Annotated in this window: 22 protein-coding genes; 14 read left to right on the top strand and 8 right to left on the bottom strand. The window is 64.4% G+C overall.

What is annotated here, in order from left to right; all coding sequences use genetic code 11:
- Positions 1-15: 15 nt before the first annotated feature.
- A complete protein-coding gene (locus tag ASC94_RS09655; protein ID WP_056393745.1) occupies positions 16-1,614 on the bottom strand; it encodes a DHA2 family efflux MFS transporter permease subunit in 1,599 nt (532 codons plus the stop codon).
- A gap of 12 nt (positions 1,615-1,626) precedes the next feature.
- Complete coding sequence (locus ASC94_RS09650) at positions 1,627-2,760, bottom strand: HlyD family secretion protein (protein ID WP_056393743.1); 1,134 nt, start codon at positions 2,758-2,760, stop codon at positions 1,627-1,629.
- Between the two features lie 169 nt (positions 2,761-2,929).
- Between ASC94_RS09650 and ASC94_RS09645 the strand changes: the two genes are divergently transcribed.
- The 4 genes from ASC94_RS09645 to ASC94_RS09630 all read left to right on the top strand — a co-directional run bounded on the left by ASC94_RS09645 (position 2,930) and on the right by ASC94_RS09630 (position 5,595).
- Positions 2,930-3,613 carry a TetR/AcrR family transcriptional regulator gene (locus ASC94_RS09645; protein WP_162251407.1) on the top strand — a complete coding sequence of 228 codons (684 nt, stop codon included), beginning with the start codon at positions 2,930-2,932 and terminating at the stop codon, positions 3,611-3,613.
- 75 nt (positions 3,614-3,688) lie between these two features.
- Entirely contained in the window at positions 3,689-3,871 is a 183-nt protein-coding gene (locus tag ASC94_RS09640) for a hypothetical protein (RefSeq protein WP_056393741.1), read from the top strand.
- 137 nt (positions 3,872-4,008) lie between these two features.
- The gene (locus ASC94_RS09635) at positions 4,009-5,241 is read left to right on the top strand and encodes an RNA polymerase sigma factor (RefSeq protein WP_200955624.1); all 1,233 of its coding nucleotides are present in this window, start codon (positions 4,009-4,011) and stop codon (positions 5,239-5,241) included.
- Positions 5,242-5,307: 66 nt separating this feature from the next.
- Positions 5,308-5,595: a DUF3144 domain-containing protein gene (locus tag ASC94_RS09630; protein ID WP_056393739.1), complete on the top strand. Its 288-nt coding sequence runs from the start codon at positions 5,308-5,310 to the stop codon at positions 5,593-5,595.
- A 12-nt stretch (positions 5,596-5,607) separates the two neighbouring features.
- Here the strand turns inward: ASC94_RS09630 and ASC94_RS09625 are convergent, their stop codons facing one another.
- Positions 5,608-6,513 carry a LysR family transcriptional regulator gene (locus tag ASC94_RS09625; protein WP_056393737.1) on the bottom strand — a complete coding sequence of 302 codons (906 nt, stop codon included), beginning with the start codon at positions 6,511-6,513 and terminating at the stop codon, positions 5,608-5,610.
- 85 nt (positions 6,514-6,598) lie between these two features.
- On the opposite strand from ASC94_RS09625, the gene ASC94_RS09620 reads away from it, so the two are divergent.
- Complete coding sequence (locus ASC94_RS09620) at positions 6,599-7,024, top strand: PACE efflux transporter (RefSeq protein WP_056393735.1); 426 nt, start codon at positions 6,599-6,601, stop codon at positions 7,022-7,024.
- A 149-nt stretch (positions 7,025-7,173) separates the two neighbouring features.
- Positions 7,174-7,500, top strand: a complete 327-nt coding sequence (locus ASC94_RS09615) for a hypothetical protein (RefSeq protein WP_056393733.1) — start codon at positions 7,174-7,176, stop codon at positions 7,498-7,500.
- An 8-nt stretch (positions 7,501-7,508) separates the two neighbouring features.
- On the opposite strand, the gene lpdA is transcribed toward ASC94_RS09615, so the two are convergent.
- From lpdA to aceE, 3 genes are read right to left on the bottom strand one after another with little or no spacing between them, the layout of a single operon-like run.
- Positions 7,509-9,305: a dihydrolipoyl dehydrogenase gene (lpdA, locus tag ASC94_RS09610; protein WP_056393731.1), complete on the bottom strand. Its 1,797-nt coding sequence runs from the start codon at positions 9,303-9,305 to the stop codon at positions 7,509-7,511.
- A gap of 9 nt (positions 9,306-9,314) precedes the next feature.
- Positions 9,315-10,979 carry a dihydrolipoyllysine-residue acetyltransferase gene (gene aceF, locus ASC94_RS09605; RefSeq protein ID WP_056393729.1) on the bottom strand — a complete coding sequence of 555 codons (1,665 nt, stop codon included), beginning with the start codon at positions 10,977-10,979 and terminating at the stop codon, positions 9,315-9,317.
- 21 nt (positions 10,980-11,000) lie between these two features.
- Positions 11,001-13,697 (bottom strand): pyruvate dehydrogenase (acetyl-transferring), homodimeric type, encoded by a 2,697-nt coding sequence (gene aceE / locus ASC94_RS09600; protein WP_056393726.1) that lies wholly within the window; start codon positions 13,695-13,697, stop codon positions 11,001-11,003.
- Positions 13,698-13,898: 201 nt separating this feature from the next.
- On the opposite strand from aceE, the gene folD reads away from it, so the two are divergent.
- The 7 genes from folD (at position 13,899) to ASC94_RS09565 (ending at position 20,912) form a co-directional block, all read left to right on the top strand.
- On the top strand, positions 13,899-14,744 hold the full coding sequence (gene folD / locus ASC94_RS09595; protein ID WP_056393724.1) for a bifunctional methylenetetrahydrofolate dehydrogenase/methenyltetrahydrofolate cyclohydrolase FolD: 846 nt from the start codon (positions 13,899-13,901) through the stop codon (positions 14,742-14,744).
- A 29-nt stretch (positions 14,745-14,773) separates the two neighbouring features.
- On the top strand, positions 14,774-16,858 hold the full coding sequence (locus ASC94_RS09590; RefSeq protein WP_056393722.1) for a M3 family metallopeptidase: 2,085 nt from the start codon (positions 14,774-14,776) through the stop codon (positions 16,856-16,858).
- A 45-nt stretch (positions 16,859-16,903) separates the two neighbouring features.
- Positions 16,904-17,533, top strand: coding sequence for a glutaredoxin family protein (locus tag ASC94_RS09585; RefSeq protein WP_056393720.1), 630 nt, complete (start codon positions 16,904-16,906; stop codon positions 17,531-17,533).
- Between the two features lie 52 nt (positions 17,534-17,585).
- Entirely contained in the window at positions 17,586-18,011 is a 426-nt protein-coding gene (locus tag ASC94_RS09580) for a DNA polymerase III subunit chi (RefSeq protein WP_056393716.1), read from the top strand.
- Positions 18,008-18,379, top strand: a complete 372-nt coding sequence (locus ASC94_RS09575; RefSeq protein WP_056393714.1) for a hypothetical protein — start codon at positions 18,008-18,010, stop codon at positions 18,377-18,379. The genes ASC94_RS09580 and ASC94_RS09575 overlap by 4 nt, the downstream gene beginning before the upstream one ends.
- A gap of 156 nt (positions 18,380-18,535) precedes the next feature.
- Positions 18,536-19,678, top strand: a complete 1,143-nt coding sequence (locus ASC94_RS09570) for a branched-chain amino acid ABC transporter substrate-binding protein (protein WP_056394978.1) — start codon at positions 18,536-18,538, stop codon at positions 19,676-19,678.
- Between the two features lie 103 nt (positions 19,679-19,781).
- The gene (locus ASC94_RS09565; RefSeq protein ID WP_056393712.1) at positions 19,782-20,912 is read left to right on the top strand and encodes a branched-chain amino acid ABC transporter substrate-binding protein; all 1,131 of its coding nucleotides are present in this window, start codon (positions 19,782-19,784) and stop codon (positions 20,910-20,912) included.
- A gap of 109 nt (positions 20,913-21,021) precedes the next feature.
- Here ASC94_RS09565 and ASC94_RS09560 read toward each other — a convergent pair whose 3' ends face one another.
- Positions 21,022-21,333, bottom strand: coding sequence for a c-type cytochrome (locus ASC94_RS09560; protein WP_056394976.1), 312 nt, complete (start codon positions 21,331-21,333; stop codon positions 21,022-21,024).
- Between the two features lie 135 nt (positions 21,334-21,468).
- Between ASC94_RS09560 and ASC94_RS09555 the strand changes: the two genes are divergently transcribed.
- Positions 21,469-21,693 carry a TIGR04438 family Trp-rich protein gene (locus ASC94_RS09555; RefSeq protein WP_056393709.1) on the top strand — a complete coding sequence of 75 codons (225 nt, stop codon included), beginning with the start codon at positions 21,469-21,471 and terminating at the stop codon, positions 21,691-21,693.
- Positions 21,694-21,767: 74 nt separating this feature from the next.
- On the opposite strand, the gene ilvD is transcribed toward ASC94_RS09555, so the two are convergent.
- The gene (gene ilvD, locus ASC94_RS09550; RefSeq protein WP_056393707.1) at positions 21,768-23,630 is read right to left on the bottom strand and encodes a dihydroxy-acid dehydratase; all 1,863 of its coding nucleotides are present in this window, start codon (positions 23,628-23,630) and stop codon (positions 21,768-21,770) included.
- Positions 23,631-23,666: the final 36 nt, after the last annotated feature.

Raw genomic sequence — 23,666 nt, 5'->3', positions numbered from 1 at the left:
TTATCTCTCTCTGAATTAATGCCCGCCGCCGCCACCGGCGCCGGGGGACTTGACCTTGTCGGACATCCACAGCACCGGCACGCAGGCCAGCAGAATCGCGGCCACGATGAAGAAGCCGTCGTTGTAGCCCATCACGAACGATTCGCGCCGCACGATGCCGTCGATGGCCTTGAGCGCCTGGTCGGCCGCCATGGACGCTTCATAGCCTTTGCTGATGAAGCTTTGCGTGAGCGCGGCGAGGCGTTCCTGCGTGGCCGGCGCCAAGGAGTTGATGGCTTCGCCCAGGCGCTGCGAGTGGAAGTGCTCGCGCTGCGACAGCGCGGTGGCCAGCAGGGCGATGCCGATGGAGCCGCCCAGGTTGCGCGTCATGTTGAACAGGCTGGAGGCCGAGGCCATGTCCTTGGGCGGGATGCCTTGCATGGCGAAGTTCGACAAGGTCAGCATCACGAAGGGCTGGCCCAGCGCGCGCACCACCTGCGATGCCAGCAGCTGGTCGTAGCCGGTGCTGGCATCCATGTAGGCGTTCATCAGGCAGGACAGGCCGAACATGGCCAGGCCGAAGGAGCACAGGATGCGGTTGTCCACCTTGCCCGACAGCTTGGCCACGAAAGGCATGATGAACAGCTGCGGCAGCCCGGCCCACATGATGACTTCGCCGATCTGCATGGGCGAGTAGCCGGCGATCTGGCCCAGGTAGAGCGGCAGCAGGAAGGACGAGCCGTACAGCGCCATGCCGAACACCGCCGACAGCGCGGTGGCCACCAGGAAGTTGCGCTGGCCGTACAGGGCCAGGTTGACGAAGGGGTTGGCCCGGGTGGCGCTGGTGACCACCCAGCCCAGCAGGCCGACCAGCGCCAGCGCGGCGAAGGCGATGATGAAGCCGGAATCGAACCAGTCCTTGCTGTTGCCCTCTTCCAGGAAGATGGTCAGGCAGCCCAGCCCCAGCGCCATGAAGCCGATGCCGATCCAGTCGGTCTTGAGCAGGTCGCCCCACTTGGTCTTCTCGGCGTCCAGGCCGTAGGCGATGCCGGCGATGAGCAGCAGGCCCGGCGCCCAGTTGATGTAGAAGATCGATGGCCAGCCGTAGATTTCGCTCAGGTAGCCGCCCAGCGTGGGGCCCATGGAGGGCGCCAGGGTGGCGGTCAGGCCGAAGATGGCCATGCCGGCGGCGCGCTTCGATGGCGGCAGCTTGAGCATCACCAGCGTGAAGGCCATGGGGATCAGCGCGCCGCCCGTGAAGCCCTGCGCCATGCGGAACACGATCATGCTTTCCAGGTTCCAGGCCGCGCCGCACAGGGTGGAGAACAGCAGGAACAGCGCGGTGGTGCCCATCATGTAAGTGCGGGCGCCGAACACGCGGGTGAGCAGCGCGGTCAGCGGGATGACGATGATCTCGGCCACCAGGTAGGCGGTGGAGATCCAGGAGCCTTCTTCCTGCGTGGCCGACAGGCTGCCCAGGATGTCCTTCAGCGAGGCGTTGGTGATCTGGATGTCCAGCACCGCCATGAAGGCGCCCAGCATGCCGGCGCCGACGGCGATCCAGGTGCGCAGGTCGACCTTCTGGCCGTTCTGCGGCAGCGCCGGGAGTTTGTCGATGGTGGTAGTGCCGCTCATGGCCGTTTCCGCTTAGTGCGCTGCAGCGCCGGATTTCAGGTCGACTTCGGCGATCGCGGACATGCCGGGCACCAGGCGGCCGCTGAGCGCTTTCACGTCCTCCGGCTTGAAGGTGACCTTGACCGGCACGCGCTGCACGATCTTGGTGAAGTTGCCGGTGGCGTTATCGGCCGGCAGCAGCGCGAACTGGGCGCCGGACGCCGGCGCGAAGCTGTCGACGCGGCCGACCAGGGTCTTGCCGGGGATGGCGTCGATGCTCACGTGCACCGGCTGGCCCACTTTGAGCTCGGCCAGCTGGGTTTCCTTGAAGTTGGCGGTAACCCACACGTTGTCCTGCACGATGGCGGTGAGCTGCTGGCCGGGCTGCACGCGCTGGCCCACTTCCAGTGCGCGCTTGCCGATACGGCCGTCCACCGGCGCCAGGATGCGGTTGTAGGCCAGCTGCTGCTGGGCGTCCTTGAGCTGCACGCGCAGCACGTTCACTTGCGCCTTGAGCACGTCGCGCGCGGCGGCGGCGGCAGTGGTCTGGGCCTTGGCGGCGGCGGCGCTGTCCTTGCGCGCGGCCAGGTCGGCCACGGCGCTGGCGCGGCCGGCGTTGGCGCTGTCCAGTTCCGCTTTCGAGACCGCCTTCATCTGGCTGCTGTACAGCTGGCCGTAGCGCTCGGCGTCCTGCCTGGCGCGCAGCAGCTGCGCTTCGGACTGCGCCACCTGGGCGGCGGCGGCCGAGGCCTGCGCGTGCACCTGGGCGATCTGCGCGTCCGCCTGCAGCACCTGCTGCTCGGCGCTGGCGATCTGCGCTTCGATCTGCTCGACCTTCACGCGCTGGTCGAACGGGTCCAGTTCGGCGATCAGGTCGCCCTGCTTGACCAGCTGGTTGTCGTCGATCAGCACCTTGGTCACCACGCCCGAGATGCGGGCCGATACCGGGTGCACATGGCCGGCCACATAGGCGTTTTCAGTCTCGACGAAGTAATGGCTGCGGTACCACATGCGGGCGCCGGCGCCGATGGCGGCCAGCGCGATCAGGCCGGCAATGACGAGCACGCGCCGGTTGGAACCGGGGCCGGCAGGGGCGGCAGGGACAGCGGGGGCGGCAGCTTGGGCGGGGGCGGCGCCCAGCATTTTTTGCTCTGCTTCGTTGGACATGTGGTGCTCCGAATTAATGAAATGGGATAGGTGCATTATTCGACAACTCGGCAGGCAAGTCAAGAAATGAAACGATTGCATTTCATTTTATTTTGGACTAGAGTCCCCATCTGTTAAGATGCCCATCAAATAGACAGCTACCGCCATGACGTCCGCCACTTCAGAAAAATTGCCCGTTTTGCCAGACATCGAGTTCTTCGGCACCAACCACTGCCCCGCCAAGACGGCGGGCCGCCCGCGCGCCGCGGAGGCCGAGGCGCGCACCCAGGACCTGGTGGAGACCGCAGCCCGGCTATTCCTGGAAAAGGGATACAGCAAGGTCAGCCTGGAGATGATCGCCAAGCAGGCGCGCGTGGCCGTGCGCACCATCTACGTGAAGTTCGGCGGCAAGGCCGGGCTGTTTACTGCCGTCATCAACGCCGGCTGCGCGCCCTTCTTCGCCACCATGCACGACATGGAAACGTCGGTGCGGCCGCTGCACGACATCCTGCTCGACTTTGCCATGCGCTTCGGCCAGCTGGTGGCCTCGCCGCAGGTACTGGCGGTGCACCGCATGGTGATCGCCGAATCGATGTCGAACCCGGAACTGGCGCTGGCCTTTTTCGAGGCCGGCCCCAAGCAGACGCGCGAAGCCCTCACGCGCTTTTTCTCGCGGCCGGACATCCGCAACCAGCTGCGCGGCGACATCGCGCCCGAAGCGCTGACCGTGCACCTGCTCAACTGCATCATGGGCGACCAGCTCAAGCGCTACCTGTTCGTCGTCACCGCCACCGCGCCCGTGCCCGACGTGCGCCAGCAAGTGGAAGTGGGCGTGGAACTGTTCCTCGGCGGCGTGTTGGCCAGGCCGGACTGAGCGAGCATCTGTGCGCTAGCGCACTGAGGAAAAACCTCTGCCGGCGCATCCTGTGCCTTTAAAACAGGAGGTTGTATGAGCAAGTTTTCTCGGCTCGAATGGAGCAAACAAGTGGCTGCGCTGAACGAGCGCATCAAGGTCTTCCAGGCCAATCCCACCAAGGAACAGCTCGAAGCGGCCATCGACGAATTGCGCGCCTACGCGGAGGCGGCGCGAGCGGGCGGCATCGAGATCCCTTCGCGCTTTATCGCAAGCTAGGCGCACGGCGCCACCCGGCACGCCCGAGGGCGGCCTACAGACCGGGAATGCTTCCCGGTTTTTTTACGGCCGCCGCTAGGCGCGGCGGAGCGCTTGCCGTAAGCTAGGCCTTTGCGCACAACCCTTTCCGATCCGACGTGGCATCACCCGACAACGACATCATTGCGCAACTGCTGTCCCTGCACCGCCCGCAGGCGCTGGCCGCGCTGCTGCGCACCTTCCGCGACCTGGACCTGGCGCTCAATGCCTGGCAGGACGCGGCCATGCGCGCGCGCCTGCTGTGGCCGGGCAACGGCTTGCCGGGCGACCCGCTGGCCTGGCTGGTGGCCTGCGGCCGCAACGCCGGCCTCGCGCCGGTGAGTACGCGCGGCCAGGCGCTGTCGGACCCCGACTACGTGGCCGACAGCGTGGACGCGAACGCCGGCATCGAGCGCAACCGCAACTTCGTTCCCTTCCGCGACGATACCCTGCGCCTGCTCTACATCTGCGGCAATCCGGGCTTGCCGCCGTCCCACCAGATCGCGCTGCTGCTGCACGCGGTGTGCGGCCTGAGCGTGCAGCAGATCGCGCACGCCTTCCTGATCCGCCAGCCGGCCATGGAGCAGCGCATCGCGCGCGCCAAGCGCCGCGTGGCCGAAACCCCCACCTCCTTCGAGCAGCCGGCGGCCCACGAGCGCGCCGAGCGCCTGCAGGCGGTGCTGGCCATGGTCTACCTGCTGTTCAGCGAGGGCTACGCGTCGAGCAGCGGGCGGCAGTACATCCGCATGGAGCTGTGCGAAGAAGCGATCCGGCTGGCGCGGCTGCTGGCGCGCATGTTCCCGCACGACGGCGGCGCACTGGGGCTGGCGGCGCTGCTGATGCTGCAGCACGCGCGCGCCGGCGCGCGGGTGGACGCCAAGGGCGCGCTGATCCTGCTGGACGACCAGGACCGGCGGCGCTGGAACCAGGCGCTGATCGACGAGGCGCTGCCCATGGTGGACACGGCCCTGCATTGCCGCGAGCTGACGCCTTACCAGATCCAGGCGGCGGTGGCGGCCGTGCACGCGCAGGCGGAAACCGCGGCCGACACCGACTGGGCCGAGATCGACCGCCTGTACGCCGTGCTGCAAGTGGTGCACCCCTCCCCCATCGTGACCCTGAACCGCGCGGTGGCGGTAAACAAGCTGCGCGGGCCGACGGCGGCGCTGGTGCTAATCGAACCGCTGGCGGAGGAGCTGGCCGGCTACGCCTATTATTTCAGCGTGCGCGGCATGCTGCTCAAGCGCCTGGGCCGCAACGGCGACGCGCAGGCGGCCATGCTGCGCGCGCGGGAACTGGTCAACAGCGCGCCGGTGGCCAGCCATATCGATATGACGCTGAATTTGCTCTAACCATTGCCACCGGCGGCCAATCCGTGGCAGGATGCCCACTCGTTTAAATCTTTTCCAGAGACATCCATGACTACCCCTACCTCCGACGAACAATTCTGGCAGCTTGTCGACGCCTTCATCAACCTGGCCAACGACAAGGCGCAGACCGTGGACCGCAACACCATCGGCCCGGCCATCCTGTTCGCGGCAACCCGCTTCAACGCCTACATGCTGGCTGTCTCGACCGGCAACCAGGAAGCCTTCGCCCAGCAGAAGGACGCTGCCATCCAGTACTACAAGGAGCAGCACGAGAAGATGTTGAACGATAACTTCGGCGACTTCGAAGTCAATTTCGAAAAGTACCGCACCAAGTAATTCCCCCCGCTGTCAGCCCGGGCGCGCTTCCAGCCCGGAGATGTCCTTCATCAGGGCGATCAACCGCTTGGCCCCCAGGCCGAGCGGTTTGTCATTCAGCCATACCACGTCGACCCACAGCCGCACCTGGTTGCTCATGTGCTCGAAGCCGATGCCGAGCAGCTCGCCCGACTCCACCAGCGGCGCCGCCAGCCGCTGCGGCAGATAGGCCCATCCCAGTCCCGCCTGCACCAGGCCCAGTGTGGCCAGATGGCTGTCCGTGCGCCACACTTTGCGTGAAATGAGGATGCGCTCGTCCTGCGCCTGCGCGTCACGGCTGACGATGGCGACCTGGCGGATGTCCACCAGGTCTTCCCAGCGGAAGCTGCCGTTGCGCTCGCGCGCCTGCGGGTGCCGCGGCGAGATCACCGCCACCAGCACTTCGCTGCCCAATTCCTGGAAGCTCTCGCGCTCATCGACGCGCTGGCGTTCGTAGATCAGCGCCAGCTGCGCGGCACCGTCGTACAGCATGCGCAGCGCGTCCGCCTGCGGCGCCGACAGCACCGCCACCTCCAGCGACGGGAACTCGTCCGCCAGGCGCGCCAGCGGCTCGCTCCAGGGCACCGACAGCAGTTCCGGCGCCACCGCCAGCGTCAGATGGCGTTCCAGGCCCTGATGCAGCGACAGGGCGTGCGCCTGCAGGCGGCGCAGCTGCCCGGCCATCTGGCGCGCTTCCGCTTCCAAGGCGCGCGCCGACTCGGTCGGCAGCGCGTGGCGCGAACTGCGCTCGAACAGCTGCAGGTCCAGCTCCGCCTCCAGCTGGGCAACCGCCATGCTGACGGCCGACGGCACGCGGCCCAGCGCACGCGCCGCCGCCGAGAAGGAGCCGTGATCGAGCACGGCAAGGAAGATGGCGACGGTGTCGCTGGAGAAGGCCATACGGGCATGCTGTCAGAAAAATTGATAGCTGTCGACTTTTTCAATCAGCCAGCGCGCAATAAGATAGGCGCCACAGGAGGAAGTCATGCAAGGAATCAAGCGCAAAGTCGTCTACGTATCGTTGTTCGAACTGATCGCCGTCGGCCTCACCAGCAGCGCGCTGATGCTGCTGGGTGGGCACGAGGCCAGCCACGCCGGCGTGGCCGCCATTGGCTCGTCGCTGACGGCGGTGGTATGGAACCTGATCTACAACTCGCTGTTCGAAGCCTGGGAAGCGCGCCAGGCCACGCGCGGCCGCAGCGTGGCGCGCCGGGTGGCGCACGCGGTGGGCTTCGAGGGCGGCCTGGTGCTGGTGCTGGTACCGCTGTTCGCCTGGTGGCTGAACATGTCGCTGTGGGACGCTTTCGTGCTGGACCTGGGGCTGGTGATTTTCTTCATGGTCTACACCTTCGTCTTCAGCTGGACATTCGACCGCATATTCGGCCTCCCCGCTTCGGCGCTGGCACAGTAGCCGCTCAACGAACAGCTTGGCGGGGATCAAAGCATCGAATCCCCATGCGCCTACGCTTTGAACTTCAACCGCGTCAAGAAAAAATATAATGGCGAGGGACGGGATGTCCCACATTGGTCGAACAACGGACGCTGATTCCAGAGGAAACAATGGGGATTAAAACAACCATCCTGCTCGCGTGTCTCGCGGTACCCGCAATCGCACCGGCCAAGAACACCACCCCGCAAGATGTGCGGGCATTCATTCGGAACGCCGATGCTTGCGAACATTTCGCGGAGGAGTTTGATGGGGGGAGCGAAAAGCGGCAAAGGGAAGTAGAGCGGTCCGTTGTCAAGCATTGCCAGGCTGCGCAAAAACAACTTGAACAGCTAAGCGCGAAATACATTCGGTTACCAGTTTTCGATGAGCTGGACTGGCGTCCGGCAGACGTAAAAAGGCCCGGCATGAACCGGGCCTTTTGCATGCTGGCATGCTAGCTTGCTGCTTAGCGCTTGCGCGGTGGCGGCAGGTCGGTGCAGACGCCTTCGTACACTTCGGCGGCCATGCCGATCGACTCGCCCAGGGTCGGGTGCGGGTGGATCGTCTTGCCGATGTCGGTGCCGTCGCAGCCCATTTCGATGGCCAGCGCGATTTCGCCGATCATGTCGCCGGCGTGCGTGCCGACGATGGTGCCGCCGATGATGCGGTGCGTTTCAGCGTCGAACAGCAGCTTGGTGAAGCCTTCGGCGCGGCCGTTGGCCACGGCGCGGCCGCTCGCTGCCCAGGGGAAGTGGCCCTTCTCGACCTTGATGCCCTTGGCTTTCGCTTCGTCTTCGGTGATGCCGGCCCATGCCACTTCCGGATCGGTGTAGGCCACCGATGGAATCACCTTCACGTCGAAGTGCGACTTCTGGCCTGCGGCAGCTTCCGCCGCAACATGGCCTTCGTGTACCGCCTTGTGCGCCAGCATCGGCTGGCCCACCAGGTCGCCGATGGCGAAGATGTTCGGCACGTTGGTGCGCATCTGGCTGTCCACGTTGATGAAGCCGCGGTCGGTGACGATCACGCCAGCTTTTTCAGCGGCGATCTTCTTGCCGTTCGGGCTGCGGCCAACGGCCACCAGCACCATGTCGTAGACCTGCGGGGCTGGCGCGGTGGCGCCGGCTTCCGCCGCTTCGAACGTGACCTTGATGCCTTCCGGCAGAGCCTCGACCGCAACCGTCTTGGTCTTGGTCATGATGTTGTCGAAGCGTGCTTCGTTGTACTTCTGCCAGACCTTGACCGCGTCGCGGTCCGCGCCCTGCATCAGGCCGTCCATCATTTCGACCACGTCGATACGCGCGCCGAAGGTGGAATAGACGGTGGCCATTTCCAGGCCGATGATGCCGCCGCCGATCACCAGCATGCGTTTTGGGATCTGGCGCAGCTCCAGCGCGCCGGTCGAGTCGACGATGCGCGGGTCTTCCGGCACGAACGGCAGCTTCACGACGGCAGAACCGGCAGCGATGATGGCCTGCTTGAACTGGACGACCTTCTTGCTGCCGTCTTTCGCGGTCACTTCGATGTGGTTCGCGCTCAGGAACTGGCCGACGCCGGTGACGACCTGCGTCTTGCGAGCCTTGGCCATGCCGGCCAGGCCGCCAGTCATGTTCTTGATGACGCCTTCCTTGTACGAGCGGACCTGGTCGATGTCGATGGTCGGCTTGGCGAAGGTCACGCCGGTCTTGGACATGTGCGCGGTTTCATCGATCACCGAGGCCACGTGCAGCAGCGCTTTGGACGGGATGCAGCCCACGTTCAGGCACACGCCGCCCAGCGTTTCGTAGCGCTCGACGATGACGGTGTTCATGCCCAGGTCCGCAGCGCGGAAGGCAGCCGAGTAGCCGCCAGGGCCGCCGCCCAGGACCATCATGTCGCAATCGATATCGACCTGGCCGCTGTAGCTGCCGCCGATCGGGGCAACCGCAGGCGCGGCCGGCGCGGCGGCAGGAGCCGCTGCGGCAGGCGCAGGCGCTGCGGCAGCCGGCGCAGGCGCGGCGGCAGCAGGAGCGCTGGCAGCGCCTGCGGCTTCCTCGACCACCAGCAGCACGACGCCTTCCTTGACCTTGTCGCCAACCTTGACCTTCAGTTCCTTGACCACGCCGGCGTGCGACGAAGGCACTTCCATGCTGGCCTTGTCGGATTCCACGGTGATCAGCGACTGGTCGACCTTGATCGTGTCGCCCACCTTGACCATCACTTCGATCACTTCCACCTCGGCGAAATCGCCGATGTTAGGGACTTTGACTTCCACAGTGCTCATGGTGGCTCCTTACAGCAGAATTTTGCGCATGTCGCCGAGCACTTCGCTCAGGTACACGGAGAAGCGAGCACCCATCGCGCCGTCGACCACGCGGTGGTCGTAGGACAGCGAGGTTCCCATCATCAGGCGCGGCTGGAAGGCCTTGCCGTCCCATACAGGCTTGATGGACGCTTTGGACAGGCCCAGGATGGCCACTTCCGGCGCGTTCACGATAGGCGTGAAGTGCGTGCCCCCGATGCCGCCCAGGGACGAGATCGTGAAGGTGGCGCCCTGCATGTCGGTCGGCTTCAGCTTGCCTTCGCGCGCTTGCAGCGACAGCTCGGTCATTTCGCGGGCGATCTGGGACACGGACTTCTGGTCCGCGTTCTTCACCACAGGCACCACCAGGCCGTTCGGCGTGTCGGCTGCGAAGCCGATGTTGTAGTACTTCTTCAGGATCAGGTTTTCGCCATTCGCATCCAGCGAGGCGTTGAAGGTCGGGAACTTCTTCAGCGCGGCCACCGAGGCCTTGATCACGAAGGCCAGCATGGTGAGCTTGGCGGCATCCTTGTTCTTGGCGTTGGCGTTGTTGGTCTCGACGCGGAACGCTTCCAGGTCGGTGATGTCCGCTTCGTCGAACTGCGTGACGTGCGGGATCTGGACCCAGTTGCGGTGCAGGTTGGGGCCGGAGATCTTCTTGATGCGCGACAGCGGCAGCAGTTCGGTTTCGCCGAACTTGCTAAAGTCCAGCGACGGCCATGCCAGCACGTTGAAGTTGCCACCGCCCGAGCTGCCGGACGATGCGGCGCCGGCAGGCGCTGCCACGGTGCCGGCCATCACGCCCTTGACGAAGTTCTGCACGTCCTGCTGGGTGATGCGGCCTTTCGGACCGCTGCCCGGCACCTTGCCCAGGTCCACGCCCAGTTCGCGGGCGAACTTGCGGATAGAAGGCGACGCGTGCGCCAGCTTGCCGGTGGCGACCGAGCCTTGCGATGCAGCCGGCGCAGCAGCGGCAGCGGCGGCAGCGGCGGGTGCGGGCGCAGCTGCGGGTGCAGCGGCGGCAGCCGGAGCCGACGCAGCAGCAGGGGCTGCGGCTGGCGCCGAGGCGCCGCCGGTGGCTTCAACCACCAGCACAACCGTACCCATGGCAACCTTGTCGCCCAGCTTGACCTTCACTTCCTTGACCACGCCGGCATGCGACGATGGAATTTCCATGCTGGCCTTGTCCGATTCAACGGTCAGCAGCGACTGGTCCACCTTGATGGTGTCGCCCACCTTGACCATCACTTCGATCACTTCCACTTCCTTGAAGTCGCCGATGTCCGGCACTTTGACTTCCACAGGGCCAGCCGATGCGGCCGGCGCGGCGGCAGCGGCAGGCGCAGGCGCCGCAGCGGCAGGCGCAGGAGCAGCGGCGGCCGGCGCAGCGGCGGCAGGAGCTGCAGCAGCGCCGGCACCATCGGCTTCCAGCAACAGCAGCAGCGAACCTTCGGCAACCTTGTCGCCTACCTTGACCTTGATTTCCTTGACCACGCCTGCGGCGCTGGAAGGAATCTCCATACTGGCCTTGTCCGATTCAACGGTAATCAGCGACTGGTCCACCTTGATGGTGTCGCCGACTTTGATCATCAGCTCGATGATTTCAACTTCCTTGAAATCGCCGATATCCGGGACTTTAACTTCCACAATGCTCATAGCGTTTGCTCCGTTTTCTATTTATTGGGTCACCGGATTTGGCTTGTTCGCGTCCAGGCCGTACTTGACGATGGCCTGCTCCACCACGGACACGTCGATCTTGCCTTCTTCAGCCAGCGATTTCAGCGCTGCCACCGTGATGTAGTAGCGGTTCACTTCGAAGAACTCGCGCAGCGCGGCGCGGGTATCCGAGCGGCCGAAACCGTCGGTGCCCAGCACGCGGTAGGTGCGGTCTTTCGGGATGAAGGCGCGGATCTGTTCAGCAAACGCACGCATGTAGTCGGTGGTCGCCACGATAGGACCGCTGGTGTCCTTCAACAGCTGCGCCACGTACGGCACGCGCTGTTCCTTGGTCGGGTTGACCAGGTTCCAGCGTTCCGCGTCCTGGCCGTCACGCGCCACCAGGGTCAGCGAAGGCGCGGACCAGACGTCGGCCGCGATGTTCCAGTCGTTCTTCAGCAGCTCCTGGGCGAACAGCGATTCGCGCAGGATGGTGCCGGAGCCGATCAGCTGCACGCGCTGCTGGCTGCCCTCGTCGCCCTTCTGCAGCAGATACAAACCCTTCAGGATGCCCTCTTCCTGGCCCGGCTTGATGCCAGGGTGCGGGTAGTTCTCGTTCATGATGGTGATGTAGTAGAACACGTCTTCCTGGTTCTCCACCATGCGGCGCAGGCCGTCCTGCACGATCACCGCGACTTCGTGGCCGAAGGTCGGGTCGTACGGCATGCAGTTCGGCACAGCCGCTGCGAACAGGTGGCTATGGCCGTCTTCGTGCTGCAGGCCCTCGCCGTTCAGCGTGGTACGGCCAGCGGTGCCGCCCATCAGGAAGCCGCGTGCGCGCATGTCGGCGGCGGCCCATACCAGGTCGCCGATACGCTGCATGCCGAACATCGAATAGTACGTGTAGAACGGAATCATCACGCGGTTATTGGTCGAGTACGAGGTCGCAGCGGCGATCCACGAGCTCATGCCGCCCGCTTCGTTGATACCCTCTTGCAGGATCTGGCCGGCCTTGTCTTCGCGGTAGTACATCACCTGGTCCTTGTCGACCGGCTCGTACAACTGGCCCTGCTGGTTGAAGATGCCGACCTGGCGGAACAGGCCTTCCATGCCGAAGGTGCGCGACTCGTCAACAAGGATAGGCACGATGCGCGGGCCGATGCTGGCATCTTTCAGCAGCGTGGTCAGGATACGCACGAAGGTCTGGGTGCTCGACACTTCGCGGCCTTCCGCGGTGGCGTCCAGCACGTTCTGGAAGGCCGACAGTGGCGGCACGGTCAGCTTCTCGTCGGCCTGCATGCGGCGTTGCGGCAGGTAGCCGCCCAGCGCGGCGCGGCGCTCGTGCAGGTACTTGATTTCCGGCGCGTCGTCGGCCGGCTTGTAGAACGGGATGTCGCCCAGCTTGTCGTCCGGGATAGGGATCGAGTAGCGGTCGCGCATTTCGCGCACGGCTTCGTCGGTCAGCTTCTTGGTGTTGTGCGCGGTGTTGCGCGCTTCGCCGTGCTTGCCCATGCCGAAGCCCTTGATGGTCTTCACCAGCAGGACGGTAGGCTGGCCCTTGTGTTCCTGGGCGACCTTGAAGGCGGCGTAGATCTTGTGCGGATCGTGGCCGCCGCGGGTCAGGCGCCAGATGTCGTCGTCGGTCATGTTGGCGACCATTTCCAGCAGCTTCGGATGCTTGCCGAAGAAGTGCTTGCGCACGTAGGCGCCGTCCTTGGCCTTGTAGTTCTGGTATTCGCCGTCCAGCGTTTCCATCATCACTTTTTGCAGGATGCCTTCCTTGTCCTGCTTGAGCAGCGCGTCCCAGCCCGGGCCCCAGATTACTTTGACCACGTTCCAGCCGGCGCCGCGGAAGTCCGCTTCCAGTTCCTGAATGATCTTGCCGTTGCCGCGCACAGGGCCGTCCAGGCGCTGCAGGTTGCAGTTGACGACGATGACCAGGTTGTCCAGGCGCTCGCGCGCGGCCATGCCGATCGCGCCCAGCGATTCCGGCTCGTCCATCTCGCCGTCGCCGCAGAACGCCCAGACCTTGCGGTCGGTGGTGTCGGCGATGGAGCGGGCGTGCAGGTACTTCAGGAAGCGCGCCTGGTAGATGGCCATCAGCGGGCCCAGGCCCATGGACACGGTGGGGAACTGCCAGAAGTTCGGCATCAGCTTGGGATGCGGATACGACGACAGACCCTTGCCGCCGACTTCGCGGCGGTAATGGGTCAGTTGTTCTTCGGTCAGGCGGCCTTCCAGGAAGGCGCGCGCGTACACGCCCGGCGAGGAGTGGCCCTGGATGTACAGCAGGTCGCCGCCGTGGGTGTCGCTTGGCGCTTTCCAGAAGTGGTTGAAGCCGATACCCAGCATATTGGCCAGCGAGGCGAAGGAGGACAGGTGGCCGCCCAGGTCGCCGTCCACGCGGTTGGCCTTGACCACCATGGCCATGGCGTTCCAGCGCATCCACGAGCGCAGCTTCTCTTCGTATTCCAGGTTGCCCGGGCAGTGTTGCTCCAGGTGGGCGGGGATGGTGTTGACGTAGGCGGTGTTGGCGGAGAACGGGATGTCGGAGCCGCTTTGGCGGGCCAGATCGATCAGGCGTTCCATCAGATAGTGTGCGCGGTCCGGGCCTTCATTTTCCAGGACGGCTTGTAATGCCTCCAGCCATTCTTTTGTTTCTTGCTTATCAGAATCGTTGGCGGTGAGGGCCGTGACCTGGTCAAGTTGAGGTGCCATGCGTTGAGTCTCCTAGTGTGGGCGCCCGGATCGCTATCGGACGGTGCTGCTGATTATTTACTAAGACTTCGGATTAGTGTGAAGATTCTAACAGCGATTTTCCGATTTTTCAAATTGCGATAAAACGTTTCATATTGTGAGATATGGCGTTTTTCCTTGGCTGTATAATTCTGCTTTTCCCTCCCACCTACTCCACACATCATGTCTGCTCAACTGATCGACGGTATCGCCCTCTCCCAAAAATTGCGCGCGGAAATCGCGGAACGCGCCGCCAAACTCACCGCCCAGGGCAAGCAGCCCGGCCTGGCCGTGATCCTGGTGGGCGAAGACCCGGCTTCCCAGGTCTACGTCCGCAACAAGGTGAAAGCCTGCGGCGACGTGGGCTTCCACTCGGTGCTGGAGAAATACGAGGCCGACCTGAGCGAGGCAGCCCTGCTGGAACGCATCACCGCGCTGAACAACGACCCGGCCATCCACGGCATCCTGGTGCAGATGCCGCTGCCCAAGCACATTAACCCGCACAAGGTGATCGAGGCCATCTCCACTTCGAAGGACGTGGACGGCTACTCCGTGCTCAGCGCCGGCGAACTGATGACCGGCCTGGAAGGTTTCCGCCCGTGCACGCCCTACGGCTGCATGAAGCTGATCGAATCGACCGGCGTCGACCTGCGCGGCAAGCACGCGGTGGTGATCGGCCGCAGCAACACGGTGGGCAAGCCCATGGCCCTGCTGCTCTTGCAAGCGAACGCCACCGTCACCATCTGCCATAGCGCCACTCCGGACCTGGGCCTGTACACCCGCCAGGCCGACGTGGTGGTGGCCGCAGTCGGACGCCGCAACACGCTCACCGCTGATATGGTGAAGCCGGGCGCCATCGTGATCGACGTAGGCATGAACCGCGACGACGCGGGCAAACTGTGCGGCGACGTGGATTTCGCCGGCATCAAGGAAGTGGCTTCGCACATCACGCCGGTACCGGGCGGCGTGGGTCCGATGACCATCACCATGCTGCTGATGAACACCATCGAGTCGGCCGAGCGTAAATAATCAAGGCCTTTGGCCACATTGGACAGAATATGACTACTGACGTAAGCCAAAACCCCCTGCTGGACTTCTCCGGCCTGCCACGTTTCGACGCCATCAAGGCCGAACACGTCACGCCCGCCATCGACCACCTGCTGGAAAAGAGCTACGCCGTGGTCGCGTCGCTGGAAGCGCCGACCGACGAAGTAAGCTGGGACAACTTCGTGGCGCCGCTGGAAGACGCCTCGGAGCTGCTGGGCCGCGCCTGGGGCGTGGTCAGCCATCTGAACAATGTGGTCGACACGCCCGAGCTGCGCGCGGCCTACAACGAAAACCAGCCCAAGATGACCGAGTTCGGCACCGCCGTGGCGCAGAACGAAGCCTTGTTCGCCAAGTACAAGACGCTGCGCGCCAGCGCCGGCTTCGACGCGCTGGACCCGGCCCGCAAGCGCATCATCGACAACGCCATCCGCGACTTCCGCATGGGCGGCGCCGAACTGCCGCCCGAACAGAAGGAACGCTTTGCCGCCATCCAGGAAGAACACGCGGCGGTCTCCACGCGCTTCTCGGAAAACGTGCTGGACGCCACCAACGACTATAAATTGACGGTGGAAAACGAAGCCGACCTGGCCGGCCTGCCGGACGACGTGAAGCAGGCCGCCAGGGCGCTGGCGGAAAAGGAAGGCAAGGCCGGCTGGATGTTCTCGCTGCATTTCCCATCCTACTACCCGATCCTGCAATTCGCGGACAAGCGCGAGCTGCGCGAAACCGTCTACCGCGCCAACGCCACCAAGGCCTCCGAGCTGGGCGACGTGTTCAGCAAGCGCGAGGACTGGGACAACACCCAGAACATCGTCACCCTGCTCAAGCTGCGCGACGAGGAAGCCAAGCTGCTGGGCTACAAGAACTTTGCCGAAGTGTCGCTGGTGCCCAAGATGGCGAAAGATCCCGAGCAGGTGATCGCCTTCCTGGAAGACCTGGCGCGCCGCGCCCGTCCCTACGCCGAGCAGGACTTCGCCGAGCTGAGCACCTACGCCAAGGACGAACTGGGCATCAGCCAGCTGCAAGCCTGGGACATCCCCTACGCTTCCGAAAAACTGCAGGAAGCGCGCTACGCCTTCTCGGCCCAGGAAGTGAAGCAGTACTTCCCCGAGCACAAGGTAGTGGACGGGCTGTTCCGCCTGATTTCCTCGCTGTTCTCCGTCACCATCGCGCCGGACGACGCGCCGGCGTGGCACAAGGACGTGCGCTTCTACCGCATCGAGCGGGACGGCAAGCTGGTGGGCCAGTTCTACCTGGACCTGTACGCGCGCGCCGGCAAGAGCGGCGGCGCCTGGATGGACGACGCGCGCGGCCGCCGCCTGGGCGCGAACGGCCAGCTGCAAACCCCGGTCGCCTACCTGACCTGTAACTTCACCGAACCTGCCGTCATCGACGGCAAAGTGCAGCCATCGCTGTTCACGCACGACGAAGTGATCACCCTGTTCCACGAATTCGGCCACGGCTTGCACCACATGCTCACGCAAGTAAACGAGCTCGGCGTGTCCGGCATTGCCGGCGTGGAGTGGGACGCGGTGGAGCTGCCGTCGCAGTTCATGGAAAACTTCTGCTGGGAATGGGAAGTACTGAGCCATATGACGGCCCACGTGAGCACCGGCGAAGCGCTGCCGCGCGCCCTGTACGACAAGATGCTGGCCGCCAAGAACTTCCAGTCCGGCATGCAGACCCTGCGCCAGGTGGAATTCTCGCTGCTCGACATGCACCTGCACTACGACTTCCAGCCCGAGGGCGGCAAGTCGGTGCAGCAGGTGATCGACGAGGTGCGCGCGCGCTTCGCCGTCATCGTGCCGCCCGCGTTCAACCGCTTCCAGAACTCCTTCGGCCACATCTTCGCCGGCGGCTACGCGGCCGGCTACTACAGCTACAAGTGGGCCGAGGTGCTGTCCGCCGACGCCTACGCGGCCTTCGAGGAAGCGCAGGCACTGGGCCAGGACGCGGTGTCCGAAACCGGCAAGCGCTACCTGAAGGAAATCCTCTCGGTCGGCGGTTCGCGCCCGGCGCTGGAGTCCTTTACCGCCTTCCGCGGCCGCGAGCCCAGCATCGACGCCCTGCTGCGCCACAGCGGCATGGCCGCCTAAGGTACGGCGATGCGGACGGCGCTGCGGACGGTACAGCGGGCCGCCATGCACGCGCGGCTGGCCCTGGCGGCAGCCTTGCTGCTGTGCGCGGGCACGGCCGAAGCCCAGATGTACAAATGGAAGGACGCCAAGGGCGTGGTGCATTACACCGACACGCCCCCGCCCGCCAATGCCGTCCCGCTGAAGGCCTTCAGCAGCACCGCCAGCCAGCCGGCCATGCCGGCCGAGCTGGCAGCCGCCGTGCAGAGCCGCCCCGTCACGCTCTACACCACCGCAAATTGCGCCGCCTGCGACCAGGGCCGCACCCTGCTGCAGGCGCGCGGCATTCCCTATACGGAAAAAACCGTCAACAGCGTGGCGGACCACGAAGCGCTGCGGCGCGCCGGCAGTGCCGGCCAGCTGCCGCTGCTGCTGGTCGGGCGCGGCAAGCAGATCGGCTACGAGCAGGGCACCTGGGACAGCCTGCTGAGCGACGCGGGCTACCCGGCCACGCCCATGCTGCCGTCCGGCTTCAGCAATCCGGCGCCCGCGCCCGCCGCGCCGCCGCCCGGCCCCACGGCGCAAGAGCGCGCACTCGCCGAGTCCCAGGCGGCTGCCGCAAAAGCCGCCGCCGAGCAAGCGGCGCGTGAACGCCGTTTGCGCCCCGTCAATACGCCGCCGGATTTCCAGTTCTAAACGCCCGCTACGGTTAAAATGCTGGACCGACATTCGTATTGCCAGTCCAGCCATGACCCGTATCGACTTCCACACCAACGTTCCAGACAAGATCGCCTACGCCTGCCGCCTGGTGCGCAAGGCCTACGCCGCGCGCAACCGCATCGTGCTGATGACCGACGATATGGAGCAGTTGGCCGATCTTGACGAAGCCTTGTGGTCCTTTTCCGGCGTGGACTTCCTGCCGCACGTAGTCAGCAGCGACCCGCTGGCGCCGGAAACGCCCATCGTGCTCGCTTGCACCGACCAGGCCGACTTGCCGCACACCGACCTGCTGGTGAACCTGTCGCGCCGCACCACCGCTGTCTTCCCCCGCTTCCAGCGCGTGATCGAAGTGGTCTCGGCGGAAGAGACGGACGCGGCGGCCGGACGCAAGCGCTATGTCTGGTACAAACAGCAGGAATACCAACCCACCCACTTCGTCGCCAACAAATCATGAGCCCCGCCCGCCCAGCCCAGTCGTTCGATGCGTCCATTCCCGTCCTGACCGAAGTGCTGGACAACGCGCCCGCGCCCGTTGCCGCCCTGCCCGCCTCCGCGCCGGCGGAACCGCAGCCTGCAGAGCCGCAGCCCACGGAATGGGAAGCGCTGGAACGCCAGCTATCCGAGCGCATCCTGCAGCAGCTGCAGTCGCGCGTGGACTTCGTGCTGGAGCAGCGCATCAAGGACAGCATGGAGGAAGTGCTGAGCACGGCGCTGCGCGGCCTGACGGCGGAAATCCGCGACGGCCTGCACGATACCCTGTCGAAGATCGTCACGCGCGCCGTGGCGCAGGAACTGACGCACCTGCAGGCGCAGAAAAAGTAGTTTCAAGTAAGTTCAATGAGTGTCAATTTGGCCAAATTGCACAAAACCATTGCTTCCTGCTTTGCGTAGCGGATAATTTGTTGTACCTTCTCGTGCAGCAGAACCAGAAGTGGCGTTCATGAGACGCCGCCGTTACTAATCCATCGGAGAATGTTCATGCAGTTCAACACCAAGCTGATTCCATTTGCCATTGCTATGGCTTTCGCTGGCAGCGCAAGCGCCCAGGAAATCGTCAAGATCGGCCACGTCGGCCCTGTCTCCGGCCCCTCTTCCCACCTCGGCAAGGACAATGAAAACGGCGCCCGCATGGCGATCGAGGATTTGAACGCAAAGAACCCGCAGATCAACGGCAAGCCCGTCAAATTCGTGCTGCAGGCCGAAGACGACGCCAGCGATCCGAAGCAAGGCACCACCGTGGCGCAGAAGCTGGTCGACTCGCACGTGAACGGCGTGGTCGGCCACCTGAACTCCGGCACCTCCATCCCCGCCTCCAAGATCTACTCGGACGCCGGCATCCCGCAGGTATCGCCCGCCACCACCCAGACCAAGTACACCCAGCAGGGCTTCAAGACCACCTTCCGCATCGTCGCCAACGACGCCAAGCTGGGCGGCACGCTGGGCGCCTACGCCGTGAACAAGCTGGGGGCCAAGAAGATCGCCGTGATCGACGACCGCACCGCCTACGGCCAAGGCGTCAAGGACGAGTTCGTCAAAGGCGCGACCAAGGCCAAGCCCGGCGTGCAGATCGTCGCCAAGGAATTCACCAACGACAAGGCCACCGACTTCAACGCCATCCTGACCTCCATCAAGGCCAAGAACCCGGACCTGGTGTTCTTCGGCGGCATGGACTCGGTGGGCGGCCCGCTGCTGCGCCAGATGAAGGCGCTGGGCATCAATGCCAAATACATGGGCGGCGATGGCCTGTGCACCGACGCGCTGCCGCGCCTGTCCGGCGACAACGCGCCGGAAAGCGTGGTCACCTGCGCCGAAGCCGGTGGCGTTGGCCCCGAACTGCAAAAGAACATGGACGACTTCCGCGCCCGCTACAAGAAGAAGTACAACCAGGAAGTGCAGCTGTACGCGCCCTACGTGTACGACTCGGTGATGGTGATGGCGCAGGCCATGATGGACGCCAAATCGGCCGACCCGGCCAAATACCTGCCCTACCTGGCCAACATCAAGTACCAGGGCGTGACCGGCCTGATCTCCTTCGACTCGAAGGGCGACATCAAGGATGGTTCGCTGACCCTGTTCACCTACAAAAACGGCGTCAAAACCAAAACGGAAGTCATCAAATAAGCTTTACCCCGAACTTTGTGCTGAATAATCAGCGATAAATCGGCGATAATTGCTACAGGCCGTCCAGCGCTGGACGGCCTTTTTTCATTTTAAGGAAAGCACAATGCAAACAAAGTATCTCGCTGCGGCGCTCGCGCTGGCATTCACCGGCGGCCTGCCGGTCGTAGCAGCGGCGCAGGAAATCGTCAAGATCGGCCACGTGGCCGCCACCTCGGGCCCCTCGGCCCACCTCGGCAAGGAAGATGAAAACGGCGCCCGCATGGCGGTGGAGGACTTGAACGCCAAAGGCTTCAAGATCAACGGCAAAGCCGTCAAGTTCGTGCTGCTGGCCGAAGATGACGCGGGCGACCCGAAACAGGGCACGGCCGCCGCGCAAAAACTGGTGGACGCCAAGATCAACGGCATCATCGGCCACCAGAATTCCGGCACCTCGATACCCGCCTCGAAAATCTACTACGACGCCGGCATCGCCCAGATTTCCGCCTCGGCCACCAGCCCGGTCTACACCCACCAGGGCTTCAACACCGCCTTCCGCATTGTCGCCAACGACAACAAGCTGGGCGGCACGCTGGGCAAATACGCGGTCAACAAGCTGGGCGCCAAGCGCATCGCCGTGATCGACGACCGCACGGCCTACGGCCAGGGCGTGGCCGGCGAGTTCATCAAGGGTTCCAAGGGCGCGCAGATCGTCGCCAAGGAATTCACCACCGACCGCGCCAGCGACTTCACCGCCATCCTGACCTCGATCCGCGCCAAGAACCCTGACCTAGTGTTCTTCGGCGGCATGGACGGCATTGCCGGCGCGCTGCTGCGCCAGATGAAAGCGCTGGGCATCAAGGCCCACTTCATGGGCGGCGACGGCGTATGCACGGAAGCGCTGCCGAAACTGTCGGGCGGGGCCGACGGCATCGTCACCTGCGCCGAAGCGGGCGGCATCCCGGCCAACCAGCGCAAGGGCCTGGACGAGTTCGCGGCGCGCTACAAGGCCAAGTACAACTCGGAAGTGCAGATCTACGCGCCGTACGCCTACGACGCCGTGATGGCGATGACGGCCGCGATGGCCGAAGCCAAGTCCGCCGACCCGGCCAAGTACCTGCCCTTCCTGGCGAAGATCAAATACCAGGGCATCACCGGCCCGATCAGCTTCGACAAGTACGGCGACATCAACAACGGCGCCCTCACGCTGTACGGCTACAAGGATGGCAAGCGCCAGCTCATCGAAGTAGTCCGCTAAAGAAAAATGGGGTCAGGGTTAATTAATCAGGCAACTAGTTGCCTGATTAATTAACCCTGACCCCATTTTGCAGGCAATAAAAAAAGGAGCCGGGGGCTCCTTTTTTACGTCATTTCTGCGCCAGGACCCATTTCACCAGGGTCTTGGCTTCCGCCTCGCTGACCTGCGGGTTGGCTGGCATCGGGATCGCGCCCCATACGCCGGAACCGCCCTTCATGACTTTCGTCACCAGCTTGGCTTCGGCATCCTTCTGGCCTGCGTATTTCGCCGCCACGTCTTTGTAGGCTGGGCCGACCAGCTTGTTCGCCACCGCGTGGCAAGCCATGCAATTCTTTGCCTTGGCCAGGTCTGCGTTCGCCATTGCGGATTGCGTTGCGAACGCCGACACGGCCACCATACCAATCATCAGAAATCGTTTCATCGTTTTCTCCATAGTAACTACATTCATTCTAACGCTTTTCCACAACGCTGGCATGATAGCCCGGGTTGACGGCCGCCACAATATTCGGCCCCGTATAGCCGGTTTCTTTTGTAAGATGATGTAAAGGAGAACGCCATGCCGTTGATTTTATTGATACTGGCCCTGTGCGGGCTGCGCTACTTCGAGGTCTGGCGCTTTGCCGAGCTGTCGTGGTGGTGGATTGTCGGGCTGATGGTGTTCGCCTTCGCCTGGTTCGAGGTGCTGGAGCCGATGCTGGGCCTGGACAAGCGCAAGGCCCACAACGTGGACGAGCAGCGCCGCAAGGACCGCGTGAAGCAGAATTTCGACAAGAAAAAGTAAGCGGGGGACCAGAAGGCCCCCCGTAGGGCGGATTAGCGGCAACGCCGCGTAATCCGCCGTCACGCGCGCCGGCCTTAACGCTTCAGCTGCGACAGGTCGCGCACGGCGCCGCGGTCGGCCGAGGTGGTCAGCGCAGCGTAGGCTTGCAGCGCCTGCGAGACGTAGCGCTCGCGGTTGACCGGCTGCCAGGCGTCCGCGCCCTTCGCTTCCATGGCGGCGCGGCGCGCTGCCAGTTCGGCCGCGTCGATGCGCAGGTTGATGCTGCGGTTCGGGATGTCGATGTCGATCATGTCGCCCTCCTCCACCAGGCCGATGGCGCCGCCTTCGGCCGCTTCCGGCGAGGCGTGGCCGATCACCAGGCCGGACGAGCCGCCCGAGAAGCGGCCGTCGGTGAACAGCGCGCACGCTTTGCCCAGGCCCTTGGACTTGATGTAGGAGGTCGGGTACAGCATCTCCTGCATGCCGGGGCCGCCCTTCGGGCCTTCGTAGCGGATGATGACCACGTCGCCCTCATGCACGGTGTCGCCCAGGATGGCTTCCACTGCCGCGTCCTGGCTTTCGAACACGCGCGCCTTGCCGCTGAACTTGAGGATGCTTTCGTCCACGCCGGCGGTCTTCACGATGCAGCCGTTTTCCGCCAGGTTGCCGTACAGGACAGCCAGGCCGCCGTCCTGCGAGTAGGCGTGCGCCTTGTCGCGGATGCAGCCGGTTTCGCGGTTCAGGTCCAGCTCGGCGAAGCGCTCGGACTGGGAGAACGCGGTCTGGGTCGGCACGCCGCCGGGCGCGGCGCGGAACATCTGGTGCACGGCGGGATCGTCGCTGCGCTTGATGTCGTTGCGCTCGATGGCGTCGCCCAGGGTGGGCGCGTGGATGCTGTAGACCGAGGTGTCGAGCAGGCCGGCCCGCGCCAGTTCGCCCAGGATGGAGACGATGCCGCCGGCGCGGTGCACGTCTTCGATGTGGAACTTGTCCGTCATCGGCGCCACCTTGCACAGGCAGGGTACGTTGCGCGAGATGCGGTCGATGTCGGCCATCTTGAATTCGACTTCGGCTTCATGCGCGGCGGCCAGCAGGTGCAGCACGGTGTTGGTGGAGCCGCCCATGGACACGTCCAGCGCCATGGCGTTTTCAAACGCGGCCTTGGTGGCGATGTTGCGCGGCAGGACCGATGCGTCGTCCTGCTCGTAATAGCGCTTGGCCAGTTCCACCACCAGGCGGCCGGCTTTCAGGAACAGTTCCTTGCGGTCCGAGTGGGTGGCCAGGATGGTGCCGTTGCCCGGCAGGGACAGGCCCAGCGCCTCGGTCAGGCAGTTCATGGAATTGGCGGTGAACATGCCGGAGCAGGAACCGCAGGTGGGGCAGGCGGAGCGCTCGATCTCGGCCACGTCGGCATCCGAGACAGTGCTGTCGCCGGCCTTGATCATGGCGTCCACCAAGTCCAGCTTGATGATCTTCTGGCTGCCGTTGACCACCTTGACCACCTTGCCCGCTTCCATCGGGCCGCCGGAGACGAACACCACGGGGATGTTCAGGCGCATGGCGGCCATCAGCATGCCGGGGGTGATCTTGTCGCAGTTGGAGATGCAGACCATGGCGTCGGCGCAGTGCGCGTTGACCATGTATTCCACCGAGTCGGCGATCAGGTCGCGCGACGGCAGCGAGTACAGCATGCCGCCGTGGCCCATGGCGATGCCGTCGTCCACCGCGATGGTGTTGAATTCCTTGGCCACGCCGCCGGCCGCTTCGATCTCGCGCGCAACCAGCTGGCCCAGGTCTTTCAGGTGCACGTGGCCGGGCACGAACTGGGTGAAGGAATTGACCACGGCGATGATGGGCTTGTCGAAATCGCCATCCTTCATGCCGGTGGCGCGCCACAGGGCGCGGGCGCCGGCCATGTTGCGGCCGTGGGTGGTGGTGCGGGAACGGTATTGGGGCATGACGTGACTCCTATGATGTACTGGCAGAGTGCCTTG

Origin of the sequence: Massilia sp. Root418 (assembly GCF_001425265.1) — a bacterium.
Classification (GTDB): Bacteria; Pseudomonadota; Gammaproteobacteria; order Burkholderiales; family Burkholderiaceae_D; genus Rugamonas.
This window is presented reverse-complemented; position numbering and strand designations above follow the sequence as displayed.